Annotated in this window: 22 protein-coding genes; 5 read left to right on the top strand and 17 right to left on the bottom strand. The window is 53.9% G+C overall.

From position 1 onward, the window contains the following. The 15 genes from LCD46_12800 to LCD46_12870 form a co-directional block, all read right to left on the bottom strand. The gene (locus LCD46_12800) at positions 1-798 is read right to left on the bottom strand and encodes a protein phosphatase 2C domain-containing protein (protein ID UOY68981.1); all 798 of its coding nucleotides are present in this window, start codon (positions 796-798) and stop codon (positions 1-3) included. Further along, positions 795-2,549, bottom strand: coding sequence for a type VI secretion system-associated FHA domain protein TagH (gene tagH, locus LCD46_12805; protein UOY68982.1), 1,755 nt, complete (start codon positions 2,547-2,549; stop codon positions 795-797). Before tagH ends, LCD46_12800 begins: the two co-directional genes overlap by 4 nt. An 88-nt stretch (positions 2,550-2,637) precedes the next feature. Beyond that, on the bottom strand, positions 2,638-3,054 hold the full coding sequence (locus LCD46_12810; protein UOY68983.1) for a hypothetical protein: 417 nt from the start codon (positions 3,052-3,054) through the stop codon (positions 2,638-2,640). Then, positions 3,048-4,037 carry a hypothetical protein gene (locus LCD46_12815; GenBank protein ID UOY68984.1) on the bottom strand — a complete coding sequence of 330 codons (990 nt, stop codon included), beginning with the start codon at positions 4,035-4,037 and terminating at the stop codon, positions 3,048-3,050. Before LCD46_12815 ends, LCD46_12810 begins: the two co-directional genes overlap by 7 nt. Before the next feature lie 102 nt (positions 4,038-4,139). After that, positions 4,140-4,837 (bottom strand): IS1 family transposase gene (locus LCD46_12820; protein ID UOY68985.1). Its coding sequence is split into 2 segments (ribosomal slippage): positions 4,140-4,588 and positions 4,588-4,837, totalling 699 coding nucleotides; the frame shifts between segments, so codons are not numbered across the junction. Between the two features lie 568 nt (positions 4,838-5,405). Further along, entirely contained in the window at positions 5,406-5,888 is a 483-nt protein-coding gene (locus LCD46_12825; protein UOY68986.1) for a type VI secretion system tube protein Hcp, read from the bottom strand. A gap of 329 nt (positions 5,889-6,217) precedes the next feature. Then, entirely contained in the window at positions 6,218-7,717 is a 1,500-nt protein-coding gene (tssC, locus tag LCD46_12830; protein ID UOY68987.1) for a type VI secretion system contractile sheath large subunit, read from the bottom strand. A 3-nt stretch (positions 7,718-7,720) separates the two neighbouring features. Then, positions 7,721-8,245 (bottom strand): type VI secretion system contractile sheath small subunit, encoded by a 525-nt coding sequence (tssB, locus tag LCD46_12835; protein UOY68988.1) that lies wholly within the window; start codon positions 8,243-8,245, stop codon positions 7,721-7,723. A gap of 75 nt (positions 8,246-8,320) precedes the next feature. Then, complete coding sequence (tssA, locus tag LCD46_12840; GenBank protein UOY68989.1) at positions 8,321-9,337, bottom strand: type VI secretion system protein TssA; 1,017 nt, start codon at positions 9,335-9,337, stop codon at positions 8,321-8,323. A gap of 11 nt (positions 9,338-9,348) precedes the next feature. Then, positions 9,349-10,065, bottom strand: coding sequence for a type VI secretion system-associated protein TagF (tagF, locus tag LCD46_12845; GenBank protein ID UOY68990.1), 717 nt, complete (start codon positions 10,063-10,065; stop codon positions 9,349-9,351). A gap of 16 nt (positions 10,066-10,081) precedes the next feature. Continuing rightward, positions 10,082-13,702, bottom strand: a complete 3,621-nt coding sequence (tssM, locus tag LCD46_12850; protein ID UOY68991.1) for a type VI secretion system membrane subunit TssM — start codon at positions 13,700-13,702, stop codon at positions 10,082-10,084. 2 nt (positions 13,703-13,704) lie between these two features. Then, complete coding sequence (locus LCD46_12855; protein UOY68992.1) at positions 13,705-14,943, bottom strand: DotU family type VI secretion system protein; 1,239 nt, start codon at positions 14,941-14,943, stop codon at positions 13,705-13,707. 17 nt (positions 14,944-14,960) lie between these two features. After that, entirely contained in the window at positions 14,961-16,304 is a 1,344-nt protein-coding gene (gene tssK / locus LCD46_12860) for a type VI secretion system baseplate subunit TssK (GenBank protein UOY68993.1), read from the bottom strand. A 25-nt stretch (positions 16,305-16,329) separates the two neighbouring features. After that, on the bottom strand, positions 16,330-16,833 hold the full coding sequence (tssJ, locus tag LCD46_12865) for a type VI secretion system lipoprotein TssJ (protein ID UOY68994.1): 504 nt from the start codon (positions 16,831-16,833) through the stop codon (positions 16,330-16,332). A 23-nt stretch (positions 16,834-16,856) separates the two neighbouring features. Beyond that, the gene (locus tag LCD46_12870) at positions 16,857-17,351 is read right to left on the bottom strand and encodes an SH3 domain-containing protein (GenBank protein UOY68995.1); all 495 of its coding nucleotides are present in this window, start codon (positions 17,349-17,351) and stop codon (positions 16,857-16,859) included. 1,000 nt (positions 17,352-18,351) lie between these two features. Between LCD46_12870 and LCD46_12875 the strand changes: the two genes are divergently transcribed. Next, on the top strand, positions 18,352-20,640 hold the full coding sequence (locus tag LCD46_12875; protein UOY68996.1) for an FdhF/YdeP family oxidoreductase: 2,289 nt from the start codon (positions 18,352-18,354) through the stop codon (positions 20,638-20,640). Positions 20,641-20,662: 22 nt separating this feature from the next. Further along, a complete protein-coding gene (locus LCD46_12880) occupies positions 20,663-21,559 on the top strand; it encodes a LysR family transcriptional regulator (protein UOY68997.1) in 897 nt (298 codons plus the stop codon). On the opposite strand, the gene LCD46_12885 is transcribed toward LCD46_12880, so the two are convergent. Both LCD46_12885 and LCD46_12890 read right to left on the bottom strand, forming a co-directional pair. Continuing rightward, complete coding sequence (locus LCD46_12885) at positions 21,538-22,284, bottom strand: PhnD/SsuA/transferrin family substrate-binding protein (protein ID UOY72959.1); 747 nt, start codon at positions 22,282-22,284, stop codon at positions 21,538-21,540. The genes LCD46_12880 and LCD46_12885 overlap by 22 nt on opposite strands. Then, a complete protein-coding gene (locus tag LCD46_12890; GenBank protein UOY72960.1) occupies positions 22,277-23,248 on the bottom strand; it encodes a fatty acid desaturase in 972 nt (323 codons plus the stop codon). The genes LCD46_12885 and LCD46_12890 overlap by 8 nt, the downstream gene beginning before the upstream one ends. 149 nt (positions 23,249-23,397) lie before the next feature. Between LCD46_12890 and LCD46_12895 the strand changes: the two genes are divergently transcribed. From LCD46_12895 to LCD46_12905, 3 genes are all read left to right on the top strand, one after another. Next, positions 23,398-24,378: a GlxA family transcriptional regulator gene (locus LCD46_12895; protein ID UOY68998.1), complete on the top strand. Its 981-nt coding sequence runs from the start codon at positions 23,398-23,400 to the stop codon at positions 24,376-24,378. Positions 24,379-24,456: 78 nt separating this feature from the next. Further along, the gene (gap, locus tag LCD46_12900; GenBank protein ID UOY68999.1) at positions 24,457-25,467 is read left to right on the top strand and encodes a type I glyceraldehyde-3-phosphate dehydrogenase; all 1,011 of its coding nucleotides are present in this window, start codon (positions 24,457-24,459) and stop codon (positions 25,465-25,467) included. Between the two features lie 280 nt (positions 25,468-25,747). Next, on the top strand, positions 25,748-26,452 hold the full coding sequence (locus tag LCD46_12905; GenBank protein ID UOY69000.1) for a hypothetical protein: 705 nt from the start codon (positions 25,748-25,750) through the stop codon (positions 26,450-26,452). Positions 26,453-26,519: the final 67 nt, after the last annotated feature.

The following is a 26,519-nucleotide window of genomic DNA, read 5'->3' on the forward strand; positions in this document are numbered from 1 at the left end:
CTAATCAGTTCCGCAGGGAAGAAATTGTGCTGCGTCAGAGAGTGTGTGCAGCAATGTGGTGTCCTGAGGGTTGCCCATCCATACCGCCAGAGCGGTATAGTTATCCTGCGCATTCCCCTCCTGCTCGCCATTCTTTTGAATGATTTGGTTCATTAAGGTCAACCATTCTTGCGGTGTGTTGACCATGTGTAGCGATTGTTTCATCTGCTCTTCGCTGACGCCATGCCAGAAGCCGTCTGTGCAGAGTAAAAAGGCATCGCCATCTTCAACCTGTACCACGTCGCTGTAGCTCGCTTCCGGTCCACCGTTTTCAATCCCCAGCGCCAGATACAGCAGGTTGCTGTTCAGGTCGTCGGTCTGGTGTCCGGCATCTTTCATCTGTTGCACCAGGCTGTGGTCGGTGGTGACATGCCACAACCAGCCCCGACGAAACAGATACAGACGGCTGTCTCCGGCGTGCGCCCAGTACGCCAGGCCGTAATCCCTGTCAATAAACAGGCTGACCAGCGTCGTGCCCATCCGGCGATAGTCCTGTACCGCCTGCTGTTCACTCAGAATGGTGCGGTTCGCCGTTTTCACATAGTCGCGTATATGCTGCGCGTTGAGGTGCTTGTCGCCATCGAAGCGGGAGATAATGCTGTTGCGGGCCAGTTCAGCGGCGACGTCACCACCCGGCAGGCCCGCGATGCCGTCACAGACGACAAAGCAGGCTGAACGTTCCCCAATGGTTTCTCCCGTCTGATCCTGGTTGCTGGCGCGCGTCCCCTGGCGGGAGAGAGAAGCCGTTGCGATATTCATTTGTCTTCCGATCCGCTCTGTGAGTCTTTGTACTGATTCACCTCCATGTCATACGCATGAAGGAATGCTTCGCCAAACAGGGTATGGAAGTCATCCTCAATCTCGCCGGCCGTCTCGCCATAGCTGCGGACAAAATAGTCCCACAGGGCGGCTTTGCGGCTGCCCGGTAGCGCCAGACGGGAGGTCATGCCGTTCTGCTTCGCCTGCTCTTCGAGCTGTTCCGGGTTAAAGGACTGCAGCATCGCGGCAATAATGGCGCGGATACCGGAGATCATACCCAGCTGATGCGCCTGCAAATCGATCAGCGCGTCGCGCACGGATTTTGTTGGCGGCATAAACCCCGGCATCGGGGTGCCGAACATCTGGATCAGGACGGTTTTGCCGGTCGGCAACAGCTTGAACGGGTTGTTGGCATCGTCCAGCACCATGGTCATGTCGGCTTTTACGCCGCGCTTGAGGATGGAGCGCGAGGAGAGCAGCGCCACGGTTCCCTGAGAGAACATACCCAGAATCTGCCCCAGCTGACGCATATTTTCACGGTCAAACTGCGGCACCGGCTGCATTTCACTCAGGCCCATGCCTTCCAGCAGCGCCTCCAGCAGTTCACCCTGCAACACATCGCCCTTCTCGCCATTGTTTACCGTGGCGGTTGAGGTGGCAGTGTTATTGACCGGATCGATACGCAGACGGCCCTTAGGGGCCTGAGCGCTACTGCGCGTCACAGCCTGCGGCGTAGGCATCGTGAAACCTGCATAATCTGGTCGCGCGGGCGCTTCTTCTGCACGCGGTGCTTCCTGCGGCTCAGGGGCAAACAGAGGAGAATCAGCCAGCACGCTGTCTTCCTGCTCAGGTTCAGGTAATGGCTGATTGTCGATGACCTCATCCGGATGGGTTAACGGCGTGCCGCCCATCAGCCCGAGTGGGTCATCATTACGCGCAGCTGGCGCGCTGGCCTTGCCACCAAACAGGGCCAGCGGATCGAGCTCATCCGTCGCCTCTTCTTCTGGTGCGGGTTTACTCTCTACAGGCGGCACCAGTGTTGACGGGGTGACGTCATCGAAGATGCTCTCTTTTTTGAACAACGCTTCATCGCTGAACAGCGTGTCCGGATCGACATTCTTACGCTCAAGCTTAGGATCGCTGTCGTTGAACATCGCCAGCGGATCTTCAGCGTTACGCTCCGGGGCCGCAGGCTGGGAGAAGGGATCGTGCGAAGCTGCAGGCTGCGGTTTTGTGCGGTTGCTGGAGATACTGTCGGAGATAGAGAACTCCTGCATCAGGTTATCCCAGATTTCCGTTGGCACGGCTGTCGGCTCTGCTTTCGCTCGTGGCGCTGCACTCACAGGCTTCGGTTGCGGAGCGGGTGCGGGTGCGACAGTCGGACGTGCCTGCTGCTGCATGCTCGCCGCCATACGGCTCACGGGCTGCGTGTCGTGGATCAGCTCGGTCACTTCGAGGCGGTAGTCATCAATACCGAGAATGTCGCCATCCTGCAGTTCAACCTGACGCCCCCGCTCCAGCGGAATGTCATTTAATACCACGCGGGTGACGCTGCCACGGTTGGTCACGCGGCATTCACCCTGGGCGTCAACGTGAACAATGGCCTGCAGACGAGAGATAGTGCGGTCATTATCCGGCAACACCAGGTTGTTATCCGTACCGCGCCCAATGGTGCCGCCCGGGGCATAAAAATCACAGCTGCTCTGCGGCGGCTGATGACCGGGTTTTGTAGAAATAATCGTGAATCGCATGGCGTATTCCTGCTGGTATGATTAGCGCTCAAACGCTGCCGCTCTCGGAGCGAGAACGGCGGCGTTTGAGAAATTGAATATCAAAAAACTATTTAATGAAGATGATAAAATATAATCCAACAATGAGCCATAGAGTGAATATTAACGCCTGTAACTTATAACGGCGATGTAACTTTAGTATCCAACCAATTCTTTCTTCAGGTAACGACTGTACATATTTATAAGCATCTTCCTGAACAAGCCTTTCACGCGTAAATTTCATTTTAACGCCTTTATAAAGGCGAACAAACCAGATTATTTTTTGATAATTGGCCAGCGAACCAAAAAAAGAAGCATAGTCGGTTACAAGATCGAGATCATATCCCTTGCGCCGATAGTCTGAAAGTAACTGATTATAATCAGCCTCGTGTTTTTTGAAATAACGAGAACTGCGCAGATCCATAATTACAACAATCAGCAATAAAACCACGATAAGTAGTAATAATAAATTCTCTATATTCACCATATTTTATCCATCATATACTCAGTCGCTCCGCCCGCTATCTCGCCACCAACGTATCCTCCTGCAGCAGCCCCGACAATGGAGCAGGCGAGCAGTCCTGCGCCCCCCGTCGCAACACCAAGCGCAACGCATACACCAGCACCTGCCATGGCTCCGTATTTACCACCGTAAATCCCCCCTGCCAGGCTTGCACCAAAGCTGCTGTATTTTTTCACAGCGACTTTAGAGCAACTCTGCTCTCGTCCCGCGGTGCAGGCATTGTAAACTTCATTAGTGGTATTTGCACCTGCAAAACCTATTGCAAGCCACCCTCCCGCTTTAAGAAAACGAGCAGCCTTAGAGGCATTATCGATATAAGTTGAATAACCACGAATAGAAGCGACTCCGGCTGTACTCCATTCATGTACAATGGATCTGCTTGACAAGCCTAATGCATGCTTCAATTCGTTATAGGGTTTCATCTTTAAGGTCAGTCGGGACAATTTGTTTAATAAACCATCCAACTCAGAAAAGAGGCGCTGACGCTCAACAAAAAACTGTTGGCTTATCAATGTCCCTTGCGCCCTGTACTGATTCTGGTAAGCCAACTCAATGGATTTAAGTTTTTTTTCTATTTCACTGAAATATTTTTCACCTGCATCAGCAACGACACCAAGGGACTTATCCATAAAATTAGTGACTGCGGCTATGGTACTAAAATGTTGGTTAAAGAAATTCGCTTCTCCAGAGTTAAGATCGGCCAGAGCACCATTGACTTTCTTTTTTGCAAGCTGTAATTGCTTAAATTGCACAGCATTATTACTTCCCGGCGCATCAAGAATCAACATCTGCCCAGGTTTTGACCACTGCATATCACTATTAACCTGCATGAAATAACGTGCAGCATCACTATTGGGATTGTTGAACAAGTGCCTTGCCTGGAAATCCAGGGTTCCTGGTTGCTGAACAATACAATATCCCGGATTAACTAATGATTGACTAGCCATGTTCATTCCCTTTGATTTTCACAAAAACGCTCACGAATAAGTAAAAACATTAAAATAAAAATGGAGTTGAATTAGTACCCAAATGTTGGTAATGACTCCAACTTACTGATAGTGTTTTATGTTCAGATAATGCCCGATGACTTTGTCATGCAGCTCCACCGATTTTGAGAACGACAGTGACTTCCTGCCCAGCCTTGCCAGATGCTGCCTCAGATTCAGGTTATGCCGCTCAATGCGCTGCGTATATCGCTTGCTGATAACGTGCAGTTCTCCCTTCAGGCGTGATTCATACAGCGGCCAGCCATCCGTCATCCATACCACGACCTCAAAGGCCGACAGCAGGCCCAGAAGACGCTCCAGCGTGGCCAACGTGCGTTCACCGAATACGTGCGCCACAACCGTCCTCCGTATCCTGTCATACGCGTAAAACAACCAGCGCTGGCGTGATTTAGCGCCGACGTAACCCCACTGTTCGTCCATTTCCGCGCAAACAATGACGTCACTGCCCGGTTGTATGCGTGAGTTTACCGACTGCGGCCTGAGTTTTTTAAGTGTCGTAAAATCGTGTTGAGGCCAACGCCCATAATGCGTGCACTGGCGCGACATCCGACGCCATTCATGGCCATATCAATGATTTTCTGATGCGTACCGGGTTGAGAAGCGGTGTAAGTGAACTGTAGCTGCCATGTTTTACGGCAGTGAGAGCAGAGATAGCGCTGATGTCCGGCAGTACTTTTACCGTTACGCACCACGCCTTCAGTAGCTGAACAGGAGGGACAGCTGATAGAAACAGAAGCCACTGGAGCACCTCAAAAACACCATCATACACTAAATCAGTAAGTTGGCACCATTACCCAAATGTTGGCACTTCTTTAAAACGCCAACATTTGAAAACGCCTCTATTCTATTTTAGCCAGCGATAATTCACCTTTAGAATTTATACTGAGCACAAAGCGAGTCGCATATCGAATAGCGCCATTATAATTTCTCGACTTTAATACCACATCATACTCTCCTGACCGCCAGTCCACCTTATCCCAGCGAAGACACTCTTCAGATTTTAGAATATGGCGAGAAGGATATTTCCCTGGAGAAAAAACAGTCTCCCATCCGTTACCTACACGTCTAGATATCGAAGGTTCATAAACTAACACAGGTTCACCGAATCTCGCGTCATTCGAAACTCCAAAACAGGGAACATTTTTTTCTAACTTAACGGTTAGACTCTGAAACTGAGCAGGATGGGATATACAGGCGCTACATGATAATACAATGGATATAACCGTTAACGCTTTTTCCATCGCAAATATACACCGGGTTGTGAACCAATCGTAATAACCGGGGAAAATTCCCCGGTCACATACGCAATTACGCTTCTTTGTTCTCTTTGATGTTCCAGCCAGCGCTGCTTTCAGCACCTTTACCACCAGAAGTGGTCTGCTCCCAGTACTGCTGTTTCACTTTCGCAGCCTGGAATGCGTAGGTCACACCAACGGTATCGCCGTTATCTGCACCGGTGTACTGAACAGACGTTACCAGAACGTCTTCCAGCGTGATGCGGGAGTATTCTACCTGCTGACCACCGGCTTTACAGACGGACAGCTCAACTTTGGTCAGGTGTTTACCGCTGGCGCAGTGTTTCAGGATTGCTGTAGTGGATTTGTCAATCAGAGCGTTAACGTGCAGATCGTTAAAGTTAACTTTACCGGCACCACCACCACCGCCGACGCTCATATTACCTGGCTGGGAAGCGCCCCAGGAGAAGGAGGTAATATCAGTCCAGCCGGTGTGGTTAGAATCTTTAGATTCGCCCGTAACACCCTCGACCTTCAGAAACATATCAATAGCCATAATATCTACTCTTCGTGGATGAACAATATTGCTTTCGAAAAAGCACTTATATGGCAAACAGGAAAGCATGGGGCTGAATAAAACCGTCCATATTTTACCTCTGCCTCACATCAAATGACCCGTGTCATTTGACAGTCTTACATTCCCCTTGAATAAACGGAAAGAATGTGAAGTCTTTATTACTAAACCCAGCATTAGCCGGAATTAAAATTGAACACATACAGACAATTATTTTTGAGGAAAACGGAATAACCACCGTAGCCGTATTTTCCCCCTCACCCCAACCCTCTCCCTCAAGGGAGAGGGGGCTGTCTGTGCATGCTCCTTAATCACGCGTCTTTCGTCTTCAGCGACGGCAGTTTTGAAACCAGACGCAGGGAAACGGTCAGACCTTCCAACTGGTAGTGTGGACGCAGGAAGAACTTCGCGGCGTAGTAGCCCGGGTTGTCTTCAATCTCCTGCACCTGCACTTCGGCAGCCGCCAGCGGTTTGCGGGATTTGGTCTCCTGAGAGGAGTTGGCCGGGTCACCGTCTACGTAGTTCATTACCCAGTCGTTCAGCCAGCGTTCCATCTCTTCGCGCTCGCGGAAGGAGCCGATTTTGTCGCGCACAATGCACTTCAGGTAGTGCGCAAAGCGGCAGCAGGCGAACAGGTACGGCAGACGAGAGGCCAGACGCGCGTTGGCGGTGGCATCCGGGTCGTGGTATTCGGCCGGTTTCTGCAGAGACTGCGCGCCGATGAAGGCCGCAAAATCGGAGTTTTTGCGGTGAACCAGCGGCATAAAGCCGTTTTTCGCCAGCTCGGCTTCACGACGATCGCTGATGGCGATCTCAGTCGGACATTTCATGTCCACACCGCCGTCATCGCTCGGGAAAGTGTGGCATGGCAGGTTTTCTACCGCCCCGCCGGACTCCACGCCGCGAATCGAGGTGCACCAGCCGTACTCTTTGAAAGAACGGTTGATGTTGGCAGCCATCGCATACGCCGCGTTCGCCCAGGAGTAACTGTTGTGGTTCGCGCCGTCGGTCTGCTCTTCAAAGTCAAAGCTGTCGACCGGATTAGTACGAATGCCATACGGCAGACGTGACAGGAAGCGTGGCATCACCAGACCCAGATAGCGGGCATCTTCGGATTCACGCAGTGAACGCCAGGCGGCGTATTCGGTGTTCTGGAAGATCTTGGTCAGGTCGCGCGGGTTAGCCAGTTCCTGCCAGGATTCCATCTGCATCACGCCCGGTGCGGTACCGGTGATAAACGGACAGTGCGCCGCAGAGCCGATGCGCGCCATTTCACCCAGCAGCTCAACGTCCTGCGGGCTGTGGTCGAAGTAGTAGTCACCAACGATGCAGCCAAACGGCTCACCACCAAACTGGCCGTACTCCTGCTCGTAGATTTTCTTGAAGATCGGGCTCTGGTCCCAGCCCACGCCTTTATAGCGTTTCAGGGTGCGGCCCAGCTCCTGCTTGGAGATGCTCATAAAGCGGATCTTCAGCATCTCGTCGGTTTCAGTGTTGTTCACCAGGTAGCTCAGACCGCGCCAGGCGCTTTCCAGTTTCTGAAACTCGTCGTGGTGAATGATCTGGTTCACCTGCTGCGACAGCTGCTCATCGATACCGGCGATCAGGTTCTGAATGGTGCGGTAGGTGTCGTTGGAGAAAGTGACGGTATTTTCCAGCGCCTGCTGCGCCAAGGTTTTGACCGCGCTTTCTACAGCGGAACGCGCCTGATCGGTTTTCGGGCGGAACTCTTTGTTCAGCAGCGCGCTGAATTCATCCTGGCTGAACGCCTGACCCGCCTGCTGCTCATGTTGTTGAGTCTGGTTGCTCATCGATTATTCCTCGCTACCTTTCGCACTTTCGTCATTTTTCGGCAACTGGCTCAGGGATTTGAGCAGCGTCGGATCCTGGAGAATTTTCGCGATCAGCTCTTCCGCACCGTTTTTGCCGTCCATGTAGGTCAGCAGGTTGGAGAGCTGTGTACGGGCTTCCAGCAGCTTGTTCAGCGGTTCAACCTTGCGGGCCACCGCATCCGGCAGGAAGTCGTCCATGCTGTCAAAGGTCAGATCGACATTGAGCTTGCCTTCGCCGGTCAGGGTGTTATCCACCTGGAACGCCACACGCGGCTTAAGTGCCTTCATGCGTTCGTCAAAGTTGTCGATGTCGATTTCGAGGAATTTACGCTCGTCGACGGCCGGCAGGTTTTCAACCGGTTTGCCGACCAGATCGGCCATGACGCCCATCACAAACGGCAGCTGAATTTTACGTTCTGCACCGTAGATCTCTACGTCGTACTCAATCTGCACGCGGGGGGCACGGTTACGTGCGATGAATTTCTGCCCACTGTTACTCATTGCCATGATGTTCTCCATCAAAGATGCGCGGTGAAGTTGAAACGGCAGGCTCCATGCCTGTCGTCATAATGCCTGGACGCGTTATTCGCGGCGTCCAAAGATGTTTTCCAGTTGGTTAACGCCGTCCGGCGCCAGGTCGCGAATAATGTCCATAAAGTTGAGTTCTGACAGCCGCTGTACCCGTTCAATCATCAGCGGCGCAGGGTGGCTCGGTTCGTACTGCGCAAAATACTGCTTCGCTTTTTCCAGCATCAGCTGCGCGTCGGCGCGGCTGGTGACCTGCACACTGCGCCAGTCGGTGACCTGCTGAACGGGCTGTGCTGTCACCTGTTGCTGCTCAGCTTGTTGTTCAACCTGCGCTTCACGGTTTGGCAGCAGCTTGCTGATGTCGGTCACCTGACACGCGCCGGCGACCAGCCCCACAGTTTTCAGCAGCTGCTCCATTTCGGGTACGCCGCTTTCACCGAGATACCCGGTGAGGAGATCGCGAATGGCCTGCAGTCGTTCGTGAATGACGATAACCGCGGCGGTACCTGGCTGGTCGCCGCGAGCCAGTTCGTCAATCAGTCGTGGACGGCCACCCGGATAATCCGGACATTCGGTCTTGCTGCCATCCAGCAGCGCCTGGGCATCCCGGAGCGAAATTTCATCGCCGTTTGAACGCAGCAGCGAAGCGTTACGCACGGCGACGGTGAGATCAGATTTATCGCTCAGCGCGGCCAGAGCGTTAATGCGATAGAACGGATCAGTTTCGCCATACTCTTCCAGCAGCGGATAAAGCGGCTCCCAGTAACGACTGATAGCCTCCTGCACCAGTAATAACCCGTCTGCGTAACCTGCCAGGCCGCGACGGCGGGTCCAGGCATGCGTGAGTGCCAGCAGTACGCGAAGATCTTTGGTGCGGGTCAGCAGGCTGGTGGCGAACTTTTCTACCGTGTTCCAGTCAGCAGGCTCTGCCGGGATAATGGTGTCGCCAAACTGCTGTTCTGCTTTCCCAAGACTTGCCTGATTCATGATCTGGAAGTCAGCGTCGTACTCCAGGTTTTCGCCGCAGGGCTTGTCGGGGCTTATTGGTGCGAGAAATTCTTCGATATTCATGAGTTCCCTGCTTATTCAAACATGGGCGGATAGAGACCGTGACGGCCCGGGCGGGCACCCCCTGCCGGGTCGAACAGCAGGGTGAAAAGCTGCCCGGTAAAGTTACCGCTGTGAACATGGGTGTACAGCGGATAACCATCGCAGCGGTTAGTCCACCAGTAGCTGGTCTGGCGCAGCGGATCAAAGCATTCCGCGGCCTGGGGCCAGCCCAGCGTGTTCTGACCGTCTTCGTCATAACCAATCACATCAAGGATGTCAGAACGCTTTTGCGGCTCAACGGGCTGCGGCGCCGGAATGGTCATCAGCATCTCATCCAGCTGTGAGGCGGAAAAACTATTGCGCACCGCGTGCAAACCCAGGCGCCCAATCTGCTGATACCAGCTTTCAGCCTGGCTGAGCAGGCTCGTCGACCACTCTGTCGGGGCGAAGCTCAGCTGAAGGCAAACCGGGTATTGTCGACCAACGCTGTCGCGGCCGGGCAGCAGACAGCCCATCTGGATCATCTGGCTACCCAGCATCGGGGGGACAACAAAATTCCAGACCGGCGCTTTGTGAAACTGGCGCTCGCCGCTGCGCTGCTCTTCCTGCTGCCAGGCCAGCAGGCCAACCTGGAACCAGTGTGACCACTGGCGCTGTAAAGTGTCAGGAAAGCGACGCTGCAAAAAATCTCCGGCGCTGGGTAACTTGCCATACCAGCTGTAGCGGTTCATCGCAGGGGTATTCGTCATACGGCTGTCCTTGCGGTTATGGGCATGAGAAACGAGGAAGCTGGAACGGGTTGCGAATGCTGTTTGGCGCAAACTCCAGCGTGACCTGATGTCCGTCGACGTTGAACGTGGCCTGGCGGCTCAGGCTACCTGCCCCCGGGCTGGTGCTCGCTTTATCGAAAAAGCGGTTTAGCGCCCAGGCACCGTTGGTCACCAGCGTTGCCGTGCTGCCATTCGCCAGCCCCAGCTGCATACGAACCTGATTGGTACCACCTGGTCCTGGCCAGTTCATGATCTGCACCGCCTGAGGACCATGACTGTAGCGCAGTTGCTGGCCATCAACGTCCAGCGTCAGGTTCAGAATGGTGTTATCCATTCGGACGGTGCGGACCGTCACTTTGAAAGACGGGGTCGTGGCGCCATTAGCAAAGAAAGCATCACGGATCGACTGGGCCTGCTGGAACGGTCTCAGCAGCCCTTCGCTTCCCGGCAGCGTTTTGCCGTCAATGCCCGGCATAAAGCGCCAGTTTGCCTGCGTGGTATCCACTTTATTGGTCAGATTGTCGCGGAAGAAGGCGTCCATCAGCCCGGTTCCCGGCGCAAACATACGCGCGAGATCGTCAGGAGTGACCTCGGTGCTGGCGCTGCGTACCAGCGGGTAGCGACCGGCAATCGCCTGACGACAGAATCCGCCCACTTCGACATTGATCCGCTTACGCACATTGTCCAGATCGCGGCGCTGGGTATCACTGCTGGCCCCCACCGCCATGTTGCTGAACATGGTTTGCAGCCCGCCCGGCAGGCGACCGGCGCTGGCCTGCAGACGGCTGATCGCCTCACCACCCGGTGCCGGCATACCGCTGTTGGCGGCATCCTGGACGGCGGTCAGGTAACGATAAAGCTCGTCCACCTGCTTAAGAAAGTCATCAAAGACGATGGTCTTCCCGCCCTTCTCCAGCGGCTGCGCCAGCTCAATCAGCGGGGCGTAGTGGTCGGTCACCAGCTGTTCCGGCGCCTGCGTGACCACGGCAGCCTGCGTCGGGGTATTGTCATTGTTGCTGAACAGCGCTTCCAGCGTGCGGGTAGCACGGTTGCTCTGATCCTGCGCTTTACCAGCATTGTCTGCTGCTGGCACATCACGAGAAAGCCTCAGTACCTGACTCAGGCTCAGCACCAGACGGCGCAGCGGCGAGTTTGTGCCAGAAAGCAGGCGTGCGGTATTGATACGCTGAGAAAGGTCGGCACTGTTGTTAAGCTGAATGTCGGCGAGCCAGGGATCCCAGTTTGCGATAAAGTCTCGCATGTAGAGCTGGCGCACGGCGTTATCGATCTGCTTTTTATCTTCCTGCGCCGTGGCGGCTCCCAGCACCCAGGCATCGTCTTCATGCAGGGCGGTGGTGACGCTGTCAATCTGGCCGTTAAAGCTTTTCCAGTAGCCGTCCGGGGTATAAAGCCCCGGCACACCCTCACTCACCGGCTTGCCGCTTTTACGTGAAAACACCAGTTCGCTCTGCGGTCCTCCCAGGTCGGTAAGAGAAACCGGCTTCAGATTTTCATCATGTTCCAGCAGACGCTTCAGACGACCATATACGCGGGTGGAGAGCGGCTGCTGGTTGATCAGCGCTCTTTCGCGGGTAACCAGGGATTCGTCCTGGGCATACGGGGAGGCCTGAATTTTCGGTTCCAGCAGTTGCGTAAGATGCCATTCAAGCTGTTGCAGTTGCGCCTTCGTGACGTTCTGCGGCAGGTTGCGCTGCAGATTGAGCATCACCCACGAATGCAGGAATTTGCCGTCGTAGCGCTTCGGCTGATACAGCATTTGATAGGCTTTTAGCGCTTCGTAGCTGTATTCCACATCGCTGCCGTTGTCGTTACGAAGCCAGGTGGTGATGTGCATGGCGACGGCAGGCAGCAGCATCTGATCCAGCGCTTTCTGGTACAGAGACTGCGATGCATCACTGACGTCATCCCCACGATAAAGACCCATACGGCGGGATACTGGCGGATCGTTTACATCAAACGCGTCACTCTTCGGCAGGTCCACCAGACCATTGAGCAGCGGCAGCAGATCAAACAGGTCACGCTGAGGCTGGTTCTGTAACGCTTTACTCTGCTGATCAAGCAGCGGCACCTTCGCATCGACCTCTTCCAGATACGCCTTGTTTTTGGCGTAGCTGGTCAGCCACAGTCCACCGAGGATCACCAGCAGAGACAGTAGTGCTGCATAGCCGGACCAGATCACCGCCCGGTTGCGCAGTTCCCACCAGCGGTTTTCTCCGGCAATACCGGCCTCCTGGAAAATGACGTTTTGCAGCAGATTCTTGATGAAAAAGCTCTGGCCTTTCGCTCCTGGAATGGGTGCCTCTTTGCTGACTGCATCCCAGCTATCGCCCTCGGCACCTTCAGGTAAAGAGAGCGCGCGGTTCAGTTCGCCCACCACGCGGTCGAACGGCATGCCCTCCTGCGTCCCGCTGGCGAAGTAGATCCCGCGCGGGGAAAACTCGGTTTCGAAATTCGAACGGGCGAAGACCGTGCTCAGGTAGTCCGCCAGCAGCGGACGCAGCGCGGCAAATTCCTGCGGGAAGAGATAGGCTTCGGCGCGCGTTTTTGCATCATGCTCTTTCAGCATGGTTTCCGGCAGCCCGGCGTCCAGGCGCTGCTGCAGCAGAGAAAACTCCTGCTGGAAGTTGCCCATCAGGTCGTAATCGGCGTGTCTGGTTTGCTCCCACGGCAGCGTAAAGCCCCAGATCTGATCGCGCTGGGCTTTGTCGTAGTCGGCAAACCATGCACGGAAGCCTTTAAGCAGGTCAGCCTTGGTTACCATCACGTACACCGGGAAGCGAATGCCCAGTTGTTCATGCAGCTCAGACAGACGCTGACGCAGATTCACCGCCTGCTGGCGGGACGCCTCGGCAGACTGGGTGAGAAGGTCAGAAATGCTGATAGTGATGATGACACCGTTGATCGGCTGGCGGCGGCGATACTTACGCAGTAACCCCATGAATTCCAGCCATTCTCCGGCATCCTGTACCTGCTCGCTCTCCTGAGTGGTATAGCGACCCGCCGTATCCAGCAGCACCGCCTCGTTAGTGAACCACCAGTCGCAGTTACGTGTCCCCCCAATACCGCGCAATGCGGTCTTACCGAAACGATCGGCCAGTGGGAACTGCAGCCCGGAATTGACCAGCGCCGTGGTTTTACCGGAGCCCGGTGCGCCAATAATGACGTACCACGGCAGTTGATACAGATATTGCGTGCTGAAGCGCTGCGTCCACTGGGCACTCTGCCCCGCTTTGCTGAAGTGCGCTTTTTTCAGCATCTGCGCGGCTTCATCAAAACGGCTGGCGAGGATCTGCTCCTCGCTGTTCAGTCGTTTCTGCGGATCCGCGGCTTCCGGTTTGCTCGTGTTCTCATTGAGCTTGTCCATCAGCTTGCGGTTCAGCCAGGCATTGTACAACCGCGGCAGGATATGGCCTTGCGCCCAGAGCAGATAGACCACAGCGATGCTGATAATGCGGTTTTGTTCAGACTCAAGCGGTCGGGTGTCCACGATGGACAACAGGGGACCGATCATCCAGATCACCGCCGCAAGCGCCGTTACGCCGAGGAAGCTCCACAGAATGCGGTTGGTCAAAATGGAAAGAAGTGTAGTCAGCATCCTTAGTTTCCTTGCGGCAATCCGTTCAGCTCAGCCTGTGTATTTTCAGGCGACACCAGCAGAGTAATTTCCACACGGCGGTTACGGGCGCGATTTTCAGGCGTCGTGTTCGGCGCCACCGGGTTAATTTCGCCCCGCCCTTCCGCTTTTACACGATCGGGCCGGGAGAGGCTTCCCTGCAGCATTTTCTGTACCGAGCGGGCACGTTCCAGAGACAGTTCATAGTTAGAAGCAAAGCGCGCGCTGCGGATCGGTACGTTGTCGCTGTAGCCCACCACCAGAATTTTGCCGCTGACGTTATTCATCGCCTGCGCAATACGGTTAATCACCGGTTCATAGCGGTCACGCACAACGGTGGAAGCAGAGGCAAACAGCCCATCACCTTTCAGGATAACAACGCTGCGGTCCGCTTCGTCTTTCACCGCGACCAGGCCCGCCTCGATTTCAGGCTTCAGGAAGCCGCGCAGGTTTAACACCGCAGGTACTTGGCGAGCTGGCTGCTGGATGGTGGTTTCCGGCAGCTGGGACTGGTAAATCTTCGCCAGCACCGGGCTGGTGTTGTCGCCAAGACGCCAGTTAAGGACGATGTAGAACAGGCAGGCGATAAACCCGGCCAGCGCGACACAAGCCCAGAGCGGCACCATCGGACGCCACAGTTTGCGCAGCACCGGGCGATCTTCCGGATGGGGAGAAAGCGGTGGCGGATAGCTTCCACGCACGCCGCGGATCATCTGCCACAGCCGCTGCTTGATCGTCTCGAGCTGGGTGCGGCCATTATCCAGCACCCGATAACGTCCTTCGAAGCCAAGCAGCAGGCAGTAATTGATCATCTCCAGCAGCAGAATATGTTCACGCGGGTTCTGCGACAGGCGCGCCATCAGCTGGAAGAATTTCTCGCCGCCCCAGGTTTCGTTATGAAACGTCACCAGCAGACCGTTGCTTGACCAGACGCCGCTGCTTCCCCAGGGGGTCAGCGCAGCCGCTTCATCCAGGGCCGTACACAGGCAGTAACGTGCCCCGACGATCACCTCATAGGCGAGGCCAGCCTGCTGACAGCGGACTTCGAAACGGCGAATTTCATCGATCAGACGCTGGCGTAATGCCACCTGATCGTCATGAGACACCGAATGACGGATCTGCGGAATCGCATTGAGCAGCGGATTAGCGGCCGCCACCAGCGGATTGTTACTACTGGCTCCGGTAATCGCGGCATCACTGCCGGTATCCTGTCGTTCCTGCATATTTAGCGCTCGCTATATTATTCTGTCGGGCTACGGATGGCCCAAAACTCCATATCCAGCCCCGGGAATTCCCCTGCAAGATGCAGGGCAAATGCACCGGACTTATCCATCTCGTGCCACAGCTCACTGCCTTTCTCCAGCTCAAAGTAGCTGTAGCCCGCATGCCATGGGATTTGCGGTGGCGCAACCGGCATGGCGCGCAGCATAATGCCAGGCAGTTGCAACTGGACCAGATCGCGGATTTTCGATACCGGCGCGATCTTCATCTGGGCAGGGAAATAGGTTTGCAGGTGTTCGCCTGGCACACTGGCTTTTACCGCCAGTACGAAACCAAACTCGCGCACCATGCTGGTTTCAGGCACCGTAGCGATGTTCAGACCGTGAGAGCGTTCGTTAAGCGGCAGCTGAATCGCGTGATCTTCCATCACCAGCGACAGCCCCTGACGCAGCATCAGCATCAACTTACTGAAGCAGTTCGCGAGATCGTCATGATCGTAAATCGGTAGTACGTTTTCGGCGTGACGTTGCGAGGTCCAGGTGGCGAGTTCGGTGGCAAACGGCAGCCAGCTGCGCCAGAGCGTTTCCGGGTGCAGCAGCGGCAGCGTTTTTAAGTGAGAAACCTCGCCCAGATGGCGGTTCACCAGCGATAACAGCGTAAATTCGATCAGTTCAGAGGTGTTAAAGCGGCCAGGCTGACGCAGACGACCGCCAATCTGCTGACTGCGCTGCACCAGTAAGCCGTGCAGATCGTTGATCATGCTGTAGATCTGCGGGCTGTTATTGGCGTTCAGCATTGGCGGAATGTAGCTGTTATCGAGTCGCACGAGGTTATCGTTACGTTTCTCGGTCACTGCCGCCACGCCGATGGCGGTCCATTCTGCTGTCAGATCTTTTTCCAGCATCAGGGTCAGACGAAGACGGCCAAACTGGACGGTGGCATCCCCCACCGACATGGCGTTATCGTCTTCTACCTCTTGCTCAAAAGCGATGAAGCGCGCCAGAGAGGCCTGCTCTTCGCTAAAAATCACCTCTTCTCTCTCGCCACGGCGAACCGGCAGTGCGAGCACCACCTTTTCATTGGTGAGGTTGTCCGGGATTTTCAGCGGTGCAGGCCCGTTGCGCCCGTTACGCACCTGGAAAAAGGTGCCGTCCGGCAGCAACCCGCTGCAGTAGCTCAGGGCAATGCATCCCTGACGCAGGATGGCTTCATCGAGTTCAACGTCCAGAAAGCCCCAGAGATAGGACCGCTGTAGCGCACCCCATTCACGAACATGGTTGAGCAGATAGCTTTCAGCCCGCTGAAAATGGTGTGGACGCAGGAACATGCCTTCGGTCCAGACGACCTTTTCTGCTTTCGTCATGATGTGTTTCCTGTTTTAACGCGCGTTACTGACTGATGACACGAATGCCATTCACGTCGAGAAAAACGTTGGCCTGGAGTTCATCCGCGGACCATTTCCAGAACTGATAGAGATGATTTTCGCCTGGCACAGGCAGAGGGATTGAAACGCGCCATTTTTTTCCATCCAGCATTTGATATTCCGCCATCACACCGATATAGCGGGCCTCCGGAGAGCTTTGTCCGCTGAGGGTTTTCGACAGCTGTCCTGGCATCAGGAAGAACACATCGCTGTTCAGCAGATTCGCGCCAAGCGTTGCTGACGCGTTGTTCTGCAGGGAATAGAAGTCGCTGGACATGAAATCCGCATCGGATTTCAACAACAGTACCCGGACTTTAAGCGGCGCAGATTCATTGATTTGTGGATGAGCCTGAAACTGCAGATTGTAGCGGGAAGGGTCGCTGTGTGAAGACGACGTACAACCACTGACAAGGGTGAAAACCACCGCGTAAAAGACCAACCACAGCCGATGAAAATTTTTATTATTCATAAAAACACGCTCATAAAAGCCGTTTAGTTCAGGATCCAGGTACCGTTAGCGCTGTCTTTGCAGGCTTTGCTGTTGCCATCAACATCGACACAGGTTGCTTTTTTACGTGACTTAGGACGAATGGCTTGTTTACGCACGGCCGCGTCGTACTGATCGGCCTTGATAACGGCGCGCATCGGCACGTAACCAATCAGCTGGTCTTGTCCTTCATCGGCAAGCGCCATCCAGTAGTGTTCAACCTGCCCCAGCACCACGTAGGTTTTTCCGGTTTCCAGCGTACGGATAACCTTTCCGCCAAAGTCAGGACGGCTCATCACGGATGCCGGATACATGGCACGATACGGCTCATTGAGTTGGGTGAATTCTGCTGGGGGGGTAACGGCGTGACGGTGGGTTAAGGTGACGCCGTTGACCTGGCTAGTCACGATCGTATCGTCGTTGATCACAGGTTTCTGCGGCGCTTTACAGCCCGCCACCGCCATTACAAACAGAAGTGAAAACAGTACGCGCATTTTCATATGCTTTTCCGTAGCGATATTTCGATGATGAAGATGAGGGAATGAAGTTTGTTTTAAGTACAAAAGTTAAAACATGCAGGATATTTTCGGGACGTGACTATTTTAAGGGCATAGCTACCGCACGAGCCCTTCAGAATAAGGCCCAGTGTCTTCCTGACATATTTTGACAAACAGCAAGCAAGTTTACATGAGCTTCGCATCAATTCAATATTTAACGCCCCGCAAGTGATGGTTAATGAAGCACATGGCGCATTATAGGATTAATCTGACAAACAAAGTGGCGCAGTCTCAATGAGCTAATTACCAGGCAAACAACCAACACAACTACTTGTTTTAAAAAAAGAAAAACACAAAAGAGAACCAGTTGCATTAACGCAGAAGCCCTATTTTCACCACTACCATAATTAGTAGAATTTCGTTTATTTTCGGTTTGCAATGAATATATTCATTATGAATTATTTGTTGCATCGATAGAGTATGTTTATTTTTTCCGGCAGGGCACCTTAAATGAGATTAATTCGGTCATTGGCAGACGGTTAATTTCACACCCCAAAATAAGTTTGTATTTTGTATGGTGATAACTGTCTATTCAGACATCAATTGAATGAATTAACAATTAAGCATGAGTAAACTTTTATGCTGCCAGAATGTTCTGATTTTTCTCTAAACCAACTTACGCTGAGGTTTACCGCTAGCTCACCCTTCCCGACTTTCATATGAAGTTTTACCGCTGCTACATCATTTTTTCTTTCTGCGTCATCTATCCCACCGAATGTGTGATAGATAAGATTTATTATCAAAATGATAAAATTTCGTTATAATTTCTTTAAATATTTAGATTACATCGTTGATAAATCACTGTAATAAAGAGGTATTTAAGATAAAGCGCTTTGCAACACCGTGTGCATTGATACACGTGCCGATCATTGCTTGCGCTTATTGCCTCCCACAGTGGTTTTACTGGTCCGACGGTGTATGAGTTAACGAGTCAGGAGTTGGTATGAACAAGAAAAGACGCTCAGTTCCCGGAATCAGGCACTATGACGGTCCTGCCGGAGGCTGGGGGGCGTTAAAAGCCACCGCCATTGCGGTACGTACCCAAATGGATACCTTTGATGCTCCCGCGACGCTGCTGCGTACCAACCAGCCTGACGGCTTTGACTGTCCGGGCTGTGCATGGCCTGATAAAGAACACAAATCGACCTTCCAGTTTTGTGAGAACGGCGCGAAAGCGGTGACCTGGGAAGCGACCAGCAAACGTGTCACCCCGGCGTTTCTGGCCGAAAACACAGTTACCTCACTGCTGGCTAAGTCTGACTTTGAACTGGAAGGATACGGCCGTCTGACACATCCCCTGCGCTATGACCGGGCAAGCGATACTTTCAGGCCTGTTGAATGGGACGAGGCGTTTCAACGCATCGGTGAGGTCCTGCGCGAGCTCGATCCGGATCAGGTTGAGTTCTATACCTCCGGGCGCGCCTCCAACGAAGCGGCCTACCTGTTCCAGCTCTTTGCACGTGAATACGGTACCAATAACTTCCCCGACTGTTCGAATATGTGTCACGAAGCCACCAGCGTCGGATTGCCACGCTCGATTGGTATCGGGAAAGGTACCGTCTCACTGGATGATTTCGATAAAACAGAGCTGGTGATCTCCATCGGTCACAACCCCGGGACTAACCACCCACGGATGATGGGTACCCTTCATGAGCTTGCGCGTCGCAACGTGCCGATTATCGTCTTTAACCCGCTACGCGAACGCGCTCTGGAACGTTTTGCTGACCCGCAAAGCGTCATTGAAATGGCGACCTACAGCTCGACAGATATCGCGTCGACTTACTTCCAGGTGAAGGCCGGAGGCGATGCCGCCGCGTTAAAAGGTATTGCTAAACACCTTCTGCACATGGAGGCCGAACGCGGTAACGTGCTCGACCACGCGTTTATTGCCGAGCACACCCAGGGTTTTGAGGACTTTGCTGCCGATATTGCCCATACGCAGTGGGACGAGATCGAGCGAGAGTCAGGGCTAAGCAAGGCGGCCCTTAAAAGCGTGGCCGACGCCTATGCGAAATCCAGTGCCACCATCATTACCTACGGGATGGGGATTACCCAGCACAATAAAGGCACGGCTAACGTCCGGCTGATTGCTGACCTGCTGCTGATACGCGGCAATATTGGCAAACCCGGCGCGGGGATCTGCCCTCTGCGCGGTCATTCAAACGTGCAGGGGAACCGCACCGTCGGGATTAGCGAGAAGCCGACACCGGCATTTCTGCAGCGTCTGAAAGACGTTTTTGGGTTTGAGCCCCCCTCCCACCACGGCCATGATGCGGTGCAGGCAACGCAAGCCATGATCGACGGCCGCGCGAAAGCGCTCATCTGCCTCGGCGGTAATTTTGCCGTCGCGATGCCCGATCACGAGCGCGGTTTTCCGGCGATGGGGTCACTCGAACTGAGTGTGCACGTCGGGACCAAGCTCAACCGTACCCATCTGCTGGTCGGTAAAGAGACGATTATTTTACCGTGTCTTGGTCGTACAGAACTGGATGTCCAGGCCACCGGGCGTCAGTCCATTACCGTCGAAGATTCCATGTCGATGGTGCATGCCTCTTCAGGCAAGCTGAAGCCTGCTTCTCCACTGTTGCGGGCTGAACCGGCCATTGTCGCCGGCATGGCGAAAGCCACTCTGCAGACAACTCGCGTGGACTGGATGACGTTGATTGAGGATTACGACCGCATCCGCGATCTCATCGAGCAAACCATTCCGGGGTTCGAGAACTACAATGCGCGGATCCGCGTTCCCGGCGGCTTCCGCATGCCGCTACCGCCAACGAAACGTATCTGGCCAACCGCAACGGGCAAAGCGATGTTCTCAATATTCGACGGCGTGCATGAAAATGCCAGTGGTGAAGGAGAGCATGTTCTGCGTCTGATCACGCTGCGCAGCCACGATCAGTACAACACCACCATTTACGCCCTGGACGATCGCTACCGTGGCGTTTTTGGCCGCCGGGATGTGCTGTTTATGAATGAAGATGATATGGCACAGGCCGGGCTGGAACACGGCGATCGCGTGGATATCGAAACCGCCCTCCCCGGCAGTGTTCAGCGTCTGGAAGATATTACCGTTGTGGCATACAGCATCGCACAGGGATCTGTCGGGGCGTACTACCCGGAAGCCAACGTGCTGGTTCCACTCGATTATCTGGATAAGGACAGCGGTACGCCGTCCTATAAATCGGTTCCGGTTCGCATCACCCTGCGCTCGAAAGAGATCCGCATGCTGTAAGGCTGTTCGCGCCGAGTAAACGATGGATATAAAACAGCTAAAATATTTGATCGCGCTCGATCAGACCCGCCACTTTGGTAAGGCGGCCTCGCAGTGCAACATCACCCAGCCGACGCTCTCCATGCGCATCCGCAGCCTGGAGGAGGAGCTTGGGCTGGTGCTGATTGTGCGCGGGCAGCGCTTTGAAGGCTTTACACCGGAAGGTGAACGCATTCTGGCATGGGCGCATGCCTTGCTTGCTGCCCACGACGGGTTACAGGCCGAAGCCGCGCTGTGCAAAGGCCAGGTGGTGGGTGAGTTACGCCTGGGAATGGTCCCGCTGGCGAGCGTGGACCCGATGACCTTTATCCGCCTGTTGACGCAAAAATACCCGGAGCTGACTTACAGCCTTTATTCCATGTCCTCGGCACAGATCGCCGATGGCGTCAGCCGCAATCAGCTTGAGCTGGGTATATGCTACCTCAACAGCATCGACACCAGCCTGTTTGACATTATCCAGCTGCCAAAAACGAAGATGGGCCTGCTGCACGATACGCGTCACTTTCAGTTGGATCAGGACACGCTGACCTGGCGCGACCTGATGGATTTTCCGCTGGGGTTCCTGACCAAAGGGATGCACTACCGGGCGCATATGGAGGCCAGCTTTAACGCAGCAGGGATCGAACCCAAATCTGTTTTTGAAAGCGACTCCACGTTCCAGATCATTCAGGCGGTGCAGAGCGGCGTGTGCTGCGCCGTGATGCCGCTGAACAACGGGCTGGAAGACCTGAACAGCAATTTCAGGATAGTCCCCATCGCCGATGCAAACATTGAGGCGCCCGTCGGCCTGATTATGCGCAGACAGAAGCCCGTCTCCTCGCTGGCGCTGCGCTGTTTTACTGACGCTCAGGAGATTTTTCAGGCAGACAATGAAGCGTAAGCCTGGCGTGTCACCACGCTAAAACCGCCGATCAACACCGCGTTGCAAACGTCCCGATTTTCCGGTGATTCCACCAGCGCGCGGAGCGCATCGCGAATGGCGTTAAGCGTTTCAGGCGAGGTGTTATGCGAGGTGATCAGCGGCAGCCCCGGCGTCAAAGGGGTACGGTCAATGACCGCGAGCCCCTCAAGCCGTTCCGGCTCGTGACGCTGGAGCAGCGCCCAGGTCACACAGTCGATGGCCGCGATATCACCTTCTCCGCGTTTGACATCAATCAGCGACTGGCGATGGCTGCCGCTGAATGTTGTTTGTGAGAAAAAATTGTCGTCAGCCACTTTTTTTCGCAGCGCACGGTAGCCGGACTGCGAGTCCGCGGAATTACAGACCGCGCGACGACCGCGAAAATCAGCCAGCGCGAGATGCCGATCCTCCGCACGCACTACCAGAAAACTGCGGTACTGGATCCCCTCGCAGCCCGGAGCGGTGTAGTGAAAACAGCCGACCACCTGCACGTCCGGTAGCAACGTCACCAACGGATAACCACAGGTCTGGCTGAGGATAAGCTCAGGCTGTTGCCAGTGGGTCAGCAGATTGGATTCCGGCCAGCCGGGGACACGGTCAACGGACACACCACGTGCGACCAGCAACCTCTTTACCGTTAGCCAAAGCGCGCGGGTATTGGCTTGATCCACGGCATACATGGGAAATGCCAGCAGGTTACTCATCATTTGTCCTTTGTTGGCTCCCCGGATGAACGGTAACGTTAACGGGTCTGCTCCAGAACTGGCGGAACCATTCGCCATAGCCCATAACGAGAAAACCACGATTTCGCAGCCGATACGCATCCTGGTTTTGCTGGTAGATCGTCTTCAGTCCATACCAGGGCACGCCCGGTAAATCATGATGTACTGAATGGTAGTTGAGATTCAAAAACAGTACCCGCCAGAACAGCCCGGCCTCGTTAATGACGGAACGTGCGAGCGGGTCATCCGCCGCGCGATGTTCGAAAAACGATCGAACCTTGGTCAGCGCCAGCGCCGGATAACTGACCGCCAGTACAAACCAGACGGGTGAAAAGCCGGTCTGCGTCATCCAGGCGAAGAGAGCCACCAGCAGCAAAACGTGAAGCAGCCACATTGATATTGCCCGCAGTTGAAGATGACGAAATGCCGCCACGGCGCTGCCCAGTGTTTGAACGATATCCAGCAGCGGCGCTAGCACTATCCGCCCGGTAAAGGTATTACGCGCCTGGATCACGCGCTTCTGCCAGGGGGAGAAGCGCGCCCAGCTCTCCGGCGTAAAATAGTACGACTCCGGGTCATCCACCGGATGGGTCAGGCTATGGTGCCGATGATGGGCAAGATGGGAGTCCCGGTACAGGCCGTACGGGTACCAGACCGCCAGCGGGAGCGTGCCAAACAGCTGGTTAAGCCAGGCAAAACGCGTGGGGTGTCCGTGGATCAGCTCATGCTGCAGGGACATGTACCAGGCGGTAAACCCGATGAGCAGCAGCGTGGCGGGCAGCAGGCCGAGCGTTTGCCAGAACGTCAGCGTGGCAAACCAGCCTGCATAAATAGTGATGATCAATAGCCACGTGGGCAGTTCGCTTCGCCACAGGAATCCCGACGCGAGACGGTGGATGTGATTACGATGTTGTGGATGTAAATAGAGGGAGCTTCGATTACCCATTCCTTCAGACGCCGTTTCGCCAGAGACAGTGCCCTGACGATCGCGGATAACGTCTGAAATAACAAAGAACTTAAATCGCATTGCTTTGCCAGAAACGTGGGCAGGCTCCGCCACTTGACTTATTCTGCAATAAAGGTACTTTTCAAGACATGAAGAAAATCCTGATTATTGTTCCCGACGGCGGCATGCTGTTTGAAGCCGCCGGTATCGCTGACATTCTGATGCAGGCCAATCGACTGCATCCGGAAGGTATTTCTCATCCCCGCTATCGCATTATCATCGCCACGACTCAGCCCCACCAGGTGATCCACGGTCAGTCTGGCCTGAATCTGCTGGCGGACTACCGTCTGCCGGAGTTGGATCCGCGTGAACCGCTGGATACGATTATCATCACCGGTCGCGGTATGAACGAACAGGAAAGTACCGCCGTGGTGGACTGGTTGCACCTTGCTGCGCCGCATGCGCGGCGGATCGCGTCAATTTGTGGCGGTGCGATGCTACTTGCCCAGACGGGATTGCTCGATGGTCGTCGCGCGACCACCCACTGGCGGCTGCTGGAAACAATGCAAACCCAGTATCCGGATATCAGGGTCGAAAGTGGTCCGCTGTATGTTCAGGATGGTCCTGTCTGGACCTCTGGCGGCGTAAGTTCCGGGTTCGATCTGACTCTGGCGCTGGTGGAAGATGACTATGGCTTTACCCTCGCCCGCGACGTGGCGCAGGATATGGTGATGTATCTGCGCCGCCCCGGTGGGCAACTGCAGTTCAGCCGTTATAGCCTTCAGCAACCCGGTGATTCTGGCCCGCTCAGTGCGTTGCAAACCTGGATCCTGCAAAACCTCACGGAAGACCTGTGCGTGGAAAATCTGGCCGGAAAAGCGGCGATGAGTCCGCGCAATTTCACCCGTGTGTTTACCCGTGAGACAGGGGTTTCTCCGGCCCGCTACGTCACTGAAGCGCGTCTGGCTGCCGCCCGACAACTGCTGGAGCAGACCCGGGATCCCCTTGAGCTTATTGCTGAGCGAACCGGGTTTGGCAGCAGTATTAATTTGCGACGCGTGTTTGAGAAACAACTCCACCTCACTCCGGGCGAGTACCGCCAGCGCTTTCATTGCCGGAAGATGGCGTAATCTGATCTTTTTTTGTCGTTTACGCCACCCGGCCTGACGCCTACAGTGACTCCAGACAACAGAGATAAGGAGTGCACCATGGTTAAGGTCGGTATTAACGGTTTCGGCCGTATCGGACGTAATTTCCTGCGCGCGGCGCTGGGTAATGCGGATCTGCAGATTGTGGCCATTAACGATCTGACGGACAGCAAAACCCTCGCCCATTTGCTCAAACACGATTCCCTTCTCGGTACCCTGCCGGTTCCCGTTGAAGCAGCTGACGGCGCGTTGCAGGTGGATGGTCAACGAATTACCGTATACAGCGAACGCGACCCGGCGAATATTCCGTGGCGTGATGCCGGCGTTGACGTGGTGATTGAGGCCACCGGCTTCTTTACCGAACGGGAAAAAGCGGCAGTGCATATCACCCACGGTGGTGCTAAGCGCGTTATCATCTCCGCTCCCGGGAAAAACGATGACCTGACGATAGTCATGGGGGTCAATCACGAGCAGTACGATCCGGCCCTGCATGTTGTCGTAAGCAACGGGAGTTGTACCACTAACGGCCTGGCTCCCGCTGCGCAAGTGCTGCATCAACAGTTCGGGATTGAGCATGGGCTAATGAACACAACACATGCGTATACCAACAGTCAGGCGCTGCATGATCAGCCTGAAAAGGATCTGCGTGGAGCACGTGCTGCAGCACTGTCAATTGTCCCGTACTCCAGCGGTGCGGCAAAAGCGCTGGGGAAAGTCATCCCTTCCCTGGACGGTAAACTGACCGGATACTCCCTGCGCGTGCCGGTTCCGGTGGTATCGATTGTGGATTTAACGGTAACGCTAAGCCGTAACGTGACTGTTGAAGAGGTGAATGACGCGTTTCGTCACGCTGCCGCCAGCGAGCCACTGAAAGGCATTCTGGGATATAGCGATGAACCGCTGGTCTCCAGCGATTACCAGGGCGACCCACGCTCCTCAATTATCGACGGGCTTTCCACGCTGGTGATTGGCGGGAATATGGTGAAGATCCTGGCGTGGTATGACAACGAGTGGGGATTCTCAAACCGCCTGGTAGATCTGGCTTTGTGGATGGATAAGAAAGGGTTGTAAATCTTACCTTAATGCCGGGTGGCGCTTACGCTTACCCGGTCTGCAAATTATGTCATCATTCTGTAATATCACCCTCTCCTCGCTGAATATATAATTCAAGATAATCTTATTAAGATTCAACAAGTTCCAATTCATCGCATCAATTATAAATAAGCATCGATTAACTTAGATAATAGGTTAGTAGTTATTCTTTATTTTACTTTTAAAATTGAGAGTACGATCACTGTCCTTAGACGATAACGTAGACCATGATAAACCCTGTACACAACAGGAACATATTATGTATTACAGCAAGGAAATTATAGAAATAATTGGATCCGATAAGGACCTCGCAGTAAGACTCGATCGCGCCGTCGCGGGAGTAAAGGATGGTGCTATAGAATATTTAAACAATCTTGGTGATGCTACCACGCGCTTGCTTTATTATACATCTTGCTTTACAGACAATTACCAGGATGTCTGTAAACGTTTGGCTTCAGAAGATCAAAGATTTTTGCTTGGTATTATACAGTTAATCAAGAAAAGAGATCTCATTTCCCGTATAATTAAAATATACATAATGACATTGTTTAAAAACAAGAGTGAAAATGAAATAAGATATATTCTCGAAAAAGTCACACCTTTTACATCCAACTATTCAGTTAGAGTGATATCTAAAAATGGTTTAGTTTATGCCCTGGCATCCTATATCTGTTATGGCAACAAAGTAAATACAGCCGTTCAAAACGCTTTAATGAAAAAAATTGCGAACAAAACTGGCTGGGGTCTGGCGGCGTTAAATGCTTATGCAATAGTTCAGCATGCCGCAGATAGCGCAAATAACCTGAAAAATCTCTGTCCACAATTTTACCATGCACTATATATGGAAGATCTCGAAATGATGTACTTTCTGGTAGAACCTGTAATAATGAAATCTGGTTATCTTAATATAAATACTGCATCCTCTCATGAAATCATTGATGCTTTGAAAGCGATGATGAAATAATGTGGAAATCCATAAGCAAATTTTTCAAGCAATTTTTTACAAGCTTTATTAAAGATATCATCAACGA

This window comes from Enterobacter ludwigii, assembly GCA_023023105.1.
Classification (GTDB): Bacteria; Pseudomonadota; Gammaproteobacteria; order Enterobacterales; family Enterobacteriaceae; genus Enterobacter; species Enterobacter adelaidei.